Origin of the sequence: Prevotella sp. CAG:592 (assembly GCF_000436015.1) — a bacterium.
GTDB classification, from domain to species: Bacteria; Bacteroidota; Bacteroidia; order Bacteroidales; family Bacteroidaceae; genus Prevotella; species Prevotella pectinovora.
In genome coordinates this window covers 1-8021 of the sequence record NZ_FR892612.1, presented here as the reverse complement: position 1 = coordinate 8021, position 8021 = coordinate 1, and the positions used below count along the sequence as shown (strand labels likewise).

Below are 8021 nucleotides of genomic sequence, written 5' to 3'. Positions count from 1 at the left end.
CTCTCGTTCTCCCCCGAAGGGGAGATGCCGGTTACTCTGGTCATTGATAAATCATAGACAATCAGACAGTCTATCATGTCCAGACAGTCAATGGTATTCAGATAGTCAACAGTATATAGGCAGTCAATAGTATCCAGACAGTCAATGGTATCCAGACAGTCAATGGCATCCAGACGGTTAATGGTATTCAGACGGTTAATGGTATCCAGACAGTCAATGGTATCTGTCCCTCCCCAACGGGGGAGGTTAGGTGGGGGCTGATGTCATAGGACGGGCAACTTCAGTCTTTACTGATGCCTTTCAGAAAAAGGGAGTGCCATAAGCACTCCCGAATCCACGGAAATCCTTATAAAATCCAAAGGAAACAGGTCTAAAATAATCCGTGATGACTAATCCGTGTAAAATCTGTGCTATCCGTGTTTTATTTTAGACCTGTGCCCATCGCCGTAGGCAGTTGGGCGCTATATGCCCACTGATATTGTTATTCCGTGGTAAGGTGTGGTGTCCCCAGCCTGCGGCAGGGACACAAATCAAAAATGAAAGCGGATAGCACAGACTTTACACGGATCGGTCTTTCACGGATCCATTTTTTGATAATATTTCGTCAGTGATATTTGGATTTTGTTTTGGATTTAGCAGAATTTGCAAGTGCTGTAGCACTTCCTCTTCTGGCTGTTTGTTCTCCGCTTTGTTCTCTTGTTCGCCTTGAGCCATTGTGGAAATCAGCGTTCGGTATTCATTACCCAATGGGCACGTTCTTGGTGGGATTTATGCCCAAGTGGGGCAACGTGCTTGCCCATGTTGGGCAACGTGCTTGCCCATGTTGGGCACGCTGCTTGCCCAAAAATGTATTGTTTTCGGCCTAAAAGGTACGGGCTTACTACCTAAAAGATACTGGTTTACTAACTAAAAGATACGTGGTTGCTATCTCAAAGAAACATGGTTACTACCCAAAAAAGAATATGTTTGCTACCCAAAAGAAACCATTCACTACCCTAAAAGATAAAACCAACGTTGGTTTTCCTTTGAGATATGCTTAGTCCCGACGAAATAGGTGGTGTTTGTTTCTGTTCCCGTCGCATTATATGCCGTTTTATTGCTGTTTGTGATACTTCAATGATACTTCTGTGATACTTTATTGTAAGCTTCTCAGAAAAGTATCATTCGTCTAAAATGCTGTGTACTAAATGTATAAATGGGAAATTAACGGCAAAAATGATACTTTGATACTTTTTCGGTGATTTTTAAAAAGAATATATAGGCGCCATACTATAGATAGAAAGATTATCCCGACATCCGAAATGGTACAAAAAACGCCCTGCAAGAGAAAAGCGTCGTTGTCTTCTGCTTTTCGCCTTGCAGGGCGTCTGTTGCGATATATTGCGGTTTTTCCGTTTTCTTTGTGCCGATGGGGTTATACCTTCAGAAGAGATGTGATATCTGTTCCTTCTTCAAAGTTAGCCCTGCCGTTGAGATTCTCGTGAACCAGTTCGATGATGAAATTCACGTAGATGTTCTTCGGATTGAACTTCTTCACCAGGTTGTATGCCGCACGCATCGTGCCGCCGGTGGCGAGGAGGTCGTCGTGAAGCAACACCACGTCGTCTTCGGTGATAGAGTCCTTGTGTATCTCTATGGTGTCCTTGCCATATTCCTTGCTGTAGCTCTCCTGGATAGTCTCGGCAGGGAGCTTTCCCGGTTTGCGACACAACACCACACCGGCGTTCAGCTTCAGGGCGAGAGCCGATGAAAGCACAAATCCGCGGCTTTCTATTCCTACGATTTTCGTGATGCCCTTGTCCTTATACAGTTCATAGAGTTCGTCAACCATTATCTTCAGACATTCCGGATCCTTGAATAGGGTAGTGACGTCTCTAAAGTTGACACCCTTCTGAGGAAAATCCGGTATGCATCTCAGGTTCTCTAAAAGTTTCTCGTTGTTCATTTCTTGCGGTTTTATTTGTTTATTCTTTTATTGTTTTCTTTTTCTCTGATGATATCTTTTGCCGTTGCTTTCGTTCGGTTTCAGTTGTTGTTCCACGGTGAAAACGGATGATGAAAACACTTTCGCCATTTTTCATAACTTGTTAGTTTTCAAACCGTTTATCGAAATTTGTTTCACGTGAAACATTAACCTGCTCCATCCGCTCTTATCTTCCGAGCAACACGAGCATAACGTTGATGTCGCTCGGTGAAACGCCCGGTATTCTGCTTGCCTGTGCGAGAGTCTCAGGGTCTATCTTCTCCAGCTTCTGGCGAGCTTCTGTGGAGAGCTGCAGCATCTCAGGGTATTTGAATCTGCCTCTTATCTTGATGTCCTCCAGACGGTGCATCTTGTCGGCTATAATCTTCTCCCTTTCGATGTATCCCTTGTATTTCATCTTTATCTCGGCAGCTTCTGTAATCTCCTCCTTGCGGTTAGGAGCAGCATCGAGCAGTTCTTTCAGTTGGGGAGAAATCTCCGATAGGTTCGCCATGTTGATCTGCGGTCTGGCGATGAGGTCGAAGATTTTGCATCCCTCCCTCAGTGGAGTAGTGCCGATGCTTTCAAGGAAGGCGTTCACCTCTCTCGGTTTTACCGGAGCGTTTTTGCAGAATTCGATGATTCTGTCGATATATTTCTTTTTCTGCATCCACCAGTCGTAGCGGTCTTTCTTTGCCAATCCGATATCGTAAGCCTTCTCCGTGAGTCTGGCGTCGGCATCATCCTGTCGGAGCAGTATTCTGTATTCGGCACGGCTCGTGAACATACGGTACGGTTCGTCAACGCCCTTCGTCACGAGGTCGTCTATCAGCACTCCGATGTAAGCCTCGTCGCGATGCAGTATGAACTCACCGCCGCCGCTGCTCTTCAGTGCAGCGTTCACTCCGGCAATCATTCCCTGTCCGGCTGCCTCCTCATATCCCGTGGTACCGTTCACCTGTCCGGCGAAGTACAAACCTTCTATCACCTTTGATTCCAGAGTGTGCTCAAGTTGTGTGGGGTCGAAGAAGTCATATTCTATGGCGTAGCCCGGACGGTATATCTTCACATCCCTCAGCGCCGGAATCTTTTTCAGCGCTTCCAGCTGCACCTCCATCGGCATGCTCGACGAGAATCCGTTCAGATACATCTCGTTTGTCGATTCCCCTTCAGGTTCCAGAAACAGCGGATGCTGCTCCTTGTCGGGAAAAGTCATCAGCTTGGTTTCCACCGAAGGGCAGTAGCGCGGTCCGATGCTCTGTATCTGTCCGTTGTAGAGCGGTGAATCCGGCAGTCCCTTCAACAGCGCGGCGTGAGCCTCTTTGTTGGTGTAGCAGGTCCAGCAGGGCAGCTGTTTCAGCACCCTGTGGTTTCCCATGAAGCTGAACTGGTGGAAATCCATTTCCCCCTCCTGTATCTCCATGTCTTCGAAATGCACCGAGCGGCGGTCTATCCTCACCGGGGTGCCCGTCTTCATCCTTGCCGACCGTATGCCGTGGCTTGTGATGCTCTCAGTGAATCCCACCACAGCCGGTTCCGCTATTCGTCCTCCCGGCAGTTTGTGGCGGCCGATGTGCATCAGTCCGTTGAGAAACGTGCCCGCCGTGATCACCACGCTGCCCGCCCTCAGCTCCACTCCCCAAACCGTCTTTATGCCGGCAGCTCTTCCATTCTCCACGATTAGTTCGGAAGCCTGGTCCTGCCAGATGTCCAGATTTGGAGTGCCGTCGAGCACCGTCCTCCATTGCCAGATGTATTTCTCCCTGTCGCATTGTGCACGAGGGCTCCATACCGCCGGTCCTTTGGAGCGGTTCAGCATACGGAACTGTATCGCCGTGGCGTCGGTCACGCGGCCCATCTCTCCGCCGAGGGCATCGATTTCCCTCACTATCTGTCCTTTCGCTATTCCTCCCACAGCCGGGTTGCAGCTCATCTGCGCAATCTTGTTCATGTCCATGGTGACAAGGCATGTCTTCGCCCCGATGTTTGCCGCCGCCACGGCAGCCTCACATCCGGCGTGTCCTCCGCCGATCACTAAAACGTCGTATTTGAAATTCATATATTTTTGTTTACTTGACCTGCCGGTGAGCGAACGGCCTGTTTATAGCCTATTTGCAATGCCGACTTTTATAATTGCATGGTGTCGTGAGATTGGCTCCACTCAAACAGGCGCAAATTTAAGCATTAAAATTGAATTTTTACACGATTGCTTTGATTTATCGCTAATTTGGAGTATATTTGCAGTCGAGTTAACGGTCTGCAATACCTATTATAAAGTATTGTGGGTTTAAATCGTATGCTCTGTCTGTCGGCGGGCGGGGTGTGCAGTATTATGGCAGAATATCAATTAATTCAAACTTTTAATACTTAAATTTCATTCAATTTATGTGGTTATGTAATTCATCTATTGGAAGGAAAGTCGTGATGTCTGTAACAGGTGTTGCGCTTATCCTGTTCTTGACGTTCCACATGTCAATGAACATCGTAGCCCTCTTCTCGGGGGATGCCTACAACATGATCTGCGAGTTCCTCGGTGCCAACTGGTATGCTCTTGTAGCTACAGCCGGCCTTGCTGCCCTGGCGGTGCTTCACATCGTCTATGCCTTCTGGCTCACGATGCAGAACAGAAAGGCCCGCGGTAATGAGCGCTATGCCGTGACTACCCGTCCTCAGGGCGTGGAGTGGGCATCTCAGAACATGCTCGTGCTCGGTATCATCATCATCCTCGGACTGCTGCTCCACCTCTTCAACTTCTGGTACAACATGATGTTCGCCGAGTTGACAGGCATCGCAGTGGCTCACCATCCTGCCGACGGTTATGCCTACATCGTGGACACATTCTCTTGTCCGGTGTATGTAGTGCTCTACATCGTATGGCTCGTGGCTCTCTGGTTCCACCTCACACACGGATTCTGGAGCGCTATGCAGACTTTCGGATGGAACGGAAAGGTTTGGTACTGCCGCTGGAAGGTCATCGGTATCGCGTATTCTACGCTCCTCTGCCTCGGCTTCCTCGTTGTAGTGCTGTGGTTCGCTGCTAAAGGACTTTGCGGCTGCTGCTAATAACATTATTAATTCATAATTTAGTAATACATAATTATGGCTAAGACAATAGATTCAAGAATTCCAGAAGGCCCAGTGGCCGAAAAATGGACTAACTATAAAGCTCACCAGCGCCTGGTGAACCCAAAGAACAAGCTGAAGCTCGACATTATCGTCGTTGGTACTGGTCTGGCTGGTGCCAGCGCAGCGGCAAGCCTCGGAGAGATGGGCTTCAACGTTTTAAACTTCTGCATACAGGACTCTCCACGCCGCGCTCACTCTATCGCGGCACAGGGTGGTATCAATGCAGCAAAGAACTATCAGAACGACGGTGACTCGGTATACCGTCTGTTCTACGACACCGTGAAGGGTGGTGACTACCGTGCCCGCGAGGCAAACGTTTATCGTCTTGCTGAGGTGTCTAACAACATCATCGACCAGTGTGTGGCTCAGGGTGTGCCTTTCGCACGTGAGTACGGCGGTATGCTCGCCAACCGTTCTTTCGGTGGAGCACAGGTGTCTCGTACATTCTATGCAAAGGGACAGACAGGTCAGCAGCTGCTGCTCGGAGCTTATTCTTCACTGAGCGCACAGGTTCACGCAGGCCGTGTGAAGCTCTACACCCGTTATGAGATGGAGGACGTGGTTATCATCGACGGACGTGCCCGCGGTATCATCGCCAAGAACCTCATTACCGGCAAGCTGGAGCGCTTCTCTGCAAACGCCGTGGTTATCGCTACCGGTGGATACGGAAACGCTTACTTCCTCTCTACAAACGCCATGGGATGTAACTGTACGGCAGCCGTACAGTGCTACCGCAAGGGTGCTTACTTCGCAAACCCATCATACGTGCAGATTCACCCTACATGTATCCCTGTACACGGCGACAAGCAGTCTAAGCTGACTCTTATGTCGGAGTCTCTGCGTAACGACGGACGTATCTGGGTGCCTAAGAAGATTGAAGACGCCAAGGCTCTGCAGGCTGGAACAAAGAAGGGTTCTGACATTCCGGAGGAAGACCGCGACTACTATCTGGAGCGCCGCTATCCGGCATTCGGTAACCTCGTGCCTCGTGACGTTGCCTCTCGTGCAGCAAAGGAGCGTTGCGACAAGGGCTACGGAGTGAATAACACCGGACTTGCCGTATTCCTCGACTTCTCAGAGAGTATCGAGCGCCTCGGCATCGACGTGGTTCGTCAGCGCTATGGCAACCTCTTCGACATGTATGAGGAGATTACCGACGTTAATCCAGGAGAGCTGGCAAACGAGATAAACGGCGTGAAGTATTACAACCCGATGATGATCTATCCAGCCATCCACTACACAATGGGTGGTATCTGGGTTGACTACGAGCTGATGACATCAATAACAGGTCTGTTCGCTATCGGTGAGTGTAACTTCTCTGACCACGGAGCAAACCGTCTCGGTGCTTCTGCCCTCATGCAGGGTCTTGCCGACGGATACTTCGTATTGCCATACACCATCCAGAACTATCTCGCCGACCAGGCCATCTGGCCTCGTCTCTCTACCGACCTGCCTGAGTTTGCAGAGGCTGAGAAGGGCGTACAGGCTGAAATCGACCGCTTGATGGGAATCCAGGGCAAGCGCTCTGTTGACTCTCTGCACAAGGAGCTCGGACACATCATGTGGGAGCACGTCGGAATGGGACGTACTGCAGAGGGACTGAAAGAGGGCCTGGAGCTCATCAAGAAGCTCCGCAAGGAGTTCAACACCAATCTCTTCATCCCAGGAAGCAAAGACGGTCTCAACGTGGAGCTCGACAAGGCTATCCACCTGCGTGACTTCTTGCTGATGGGCGAGCTCGTGGCTTACGACGCTCTCTCTCGTAACGAGTCTTGCGGAGGTCACTTCCGTGAGGAGTATCAGACCGAGGAAGGTGAGGCTAAGCGCGACGACGAGAACTTCTTCTACGTTGGATGCTGGGAGTATCAGAACGACGACGAGACAGCTCCTGAGCTCATCAAGGAACCTCTCCACTACGAGGCTATCAAGGTTCAGACACGTAACTATAAGAATTAATACAGTAGACGAGTAAACGAGTAGACGGGCAGACAAGGAAATTATACTCTCCTTATTCTTATCGTCTTCTCGTCATCGATAAAACAACAACAACAATGGAAAATAATATATCATTCACACTGAAATTCTGGCGTCAGAATGGTCCTCAGGCAGAGGGACACTTTGACACACGTGAGATGAAGGACATTCCTACCGACACCTCGTTCCTCGAGATGCTCGATATTCTCAATGAGCAGCTCATCGAGGAAGGCCAGGAGCCTTTCGTTTTCGACCACGACTGCCGCGAGGGTATCTGCGGTATGTGCTCACTCTATATCAACGGTCATCCACACGGACCAAACACAGGAGCCACCACTTGCCAGCTCTATATGCGTAAGTTCAAGGACGGCGACGTTATCACCGTTGAGCCATGGCGTTCTGCTGCATTCCCTATCATCAAGGACTGTATGGTAGACCGTGGCGCTTTCGACAAGATCATGCAGGCTGGCGGTTATGTCAGCGTTCGCACAGGCCAGGCTCAGGACGCAAATGCCATCCTCATCTCAAAGGAGGCTGCCGACGAGGCAATGGACTGCGCCACATGTATCGGTTGCGGTGCGTGTGTGGCAGCATGTAAGAACGGTTCTGCCATGCTCTTCGTAAGCTCTAAGGTGAGCCAGTTCGCTCTCCTTCCACAGGGCCGTCCAGAGGCTGCCAAGCGTGCCAAGGCGATGGTTATGAAGATGGAAGAGCTGGGCTTCGGTAACTGTACCAACACCCGTGCTTGCGAGGCTGAATGTCCTAAGCACGAGTCTATCTCAAACATCGCCCGCTTGAACCGTGAGTTCATCAAGGCTAAGTTGGCTGACTAAAAACAGCATAATAATCATAGCTTTCTATATCGGGGTCGTTGCACAGAGTTGGCAGCGGCCCCGATTTTGTTATTGTAATATGTTGGGTTACAGAGTATTATAAGAATTCAACAAAAATTCAACAA

The 8021-nt window shown here is 49.8% G+C and carries 6 protein-coding genes; 3 read left to right on the top strand and 3 right to left on the bottom strand.

Translation table 11 applies throughout. The annotated features are described in order from the left end of the window. Nucleotides 1-558: 558 nt before the first annotated feature. The 3 genes from QVO99_RS08575 to mnmG all read right to left on the bottom strand — a co-directional run bounded on the left by QVO99_RS08575 (nt 559) and on the right by mnmG (nt 4022). Nucleotides 559-714, bottom strand: a complete 156-nt coding sequence (locus QVO99_RS08575; RefSeq protein ID WP_288177090.1) for a hypothetical protein — start codon at nt 712-714, stop codon at nt 559-561. Nucleotides 715-1414: 700 nt separating this feature from the next. Then, nucleotides 1415-1945, bottom strand: a complete 531-nt coding sequence (locus QVO99_RS08570) for an adenine phosphoribosyltransferase (protein ID WP_022317197.1) — start codon at nt 1943-1945, stop codon at nt 1415-1417. A 205-nt stretch (nt 1946-2150) separates the two neighbouring features. After that, on the bottom strand, nt 2151-4022 hold the full coding sequence (gene mnmG / locus QVO99_RS08565) for a tRNA uridine-5-carboxymethylaminomethyl(34) synthesis enzyme MnmG (RefSeq protein WP_022317196.1): 1872 nt from the start codon (nt 4020-4022) through the stop codon (nt 2151-2153). Between the two features lie 326 nt (nt 4023-4348). Between mnmG and QVO99_RS08560 the strand changes: the two genes are divergently transcribed. From QVO99_RS08560 to QVO99_RS08550, 3 genes are all read left to right on the top strand, one after another. Continuing rightward, a complete protein-coding gene (locus tag QVO99_RS08560) occupies nt 4349-5026 on the top strand; it encodes a fumarate reductase cytochrome b subunit (protein WP_022317195.1) in 678 nt (225 codons plus the stop codon). Between the two features lie 36 nt (nt 5027-5062). Continuing rightward, on the top strand, nt 5063-7045 hold the full coding sequence (locus QVO99_RS08555; RefSeq protein WP_022317194.1) for a fumarate reductase/succinate dehydrogenase flavoprotein subunit: 1983 nt from the start codon (nt 5063-5065) through the stop codon (nt 7043-7045). 95 nt (nt 7046-7140) lie between these two features. Continuing rightward, entirely contained in the window at nt 7141-7896 is a 756-nt protein-coding gene (locus tag QVO99_RS08550; RefSeq protein WP_022317193.1) for a succinate dehydrogenase/fumarate reductase iron-sulfur subunit, read from the top strand. The last annotated feature ends 125 nt before the right edge of the window (nt 7897-8021 follow it).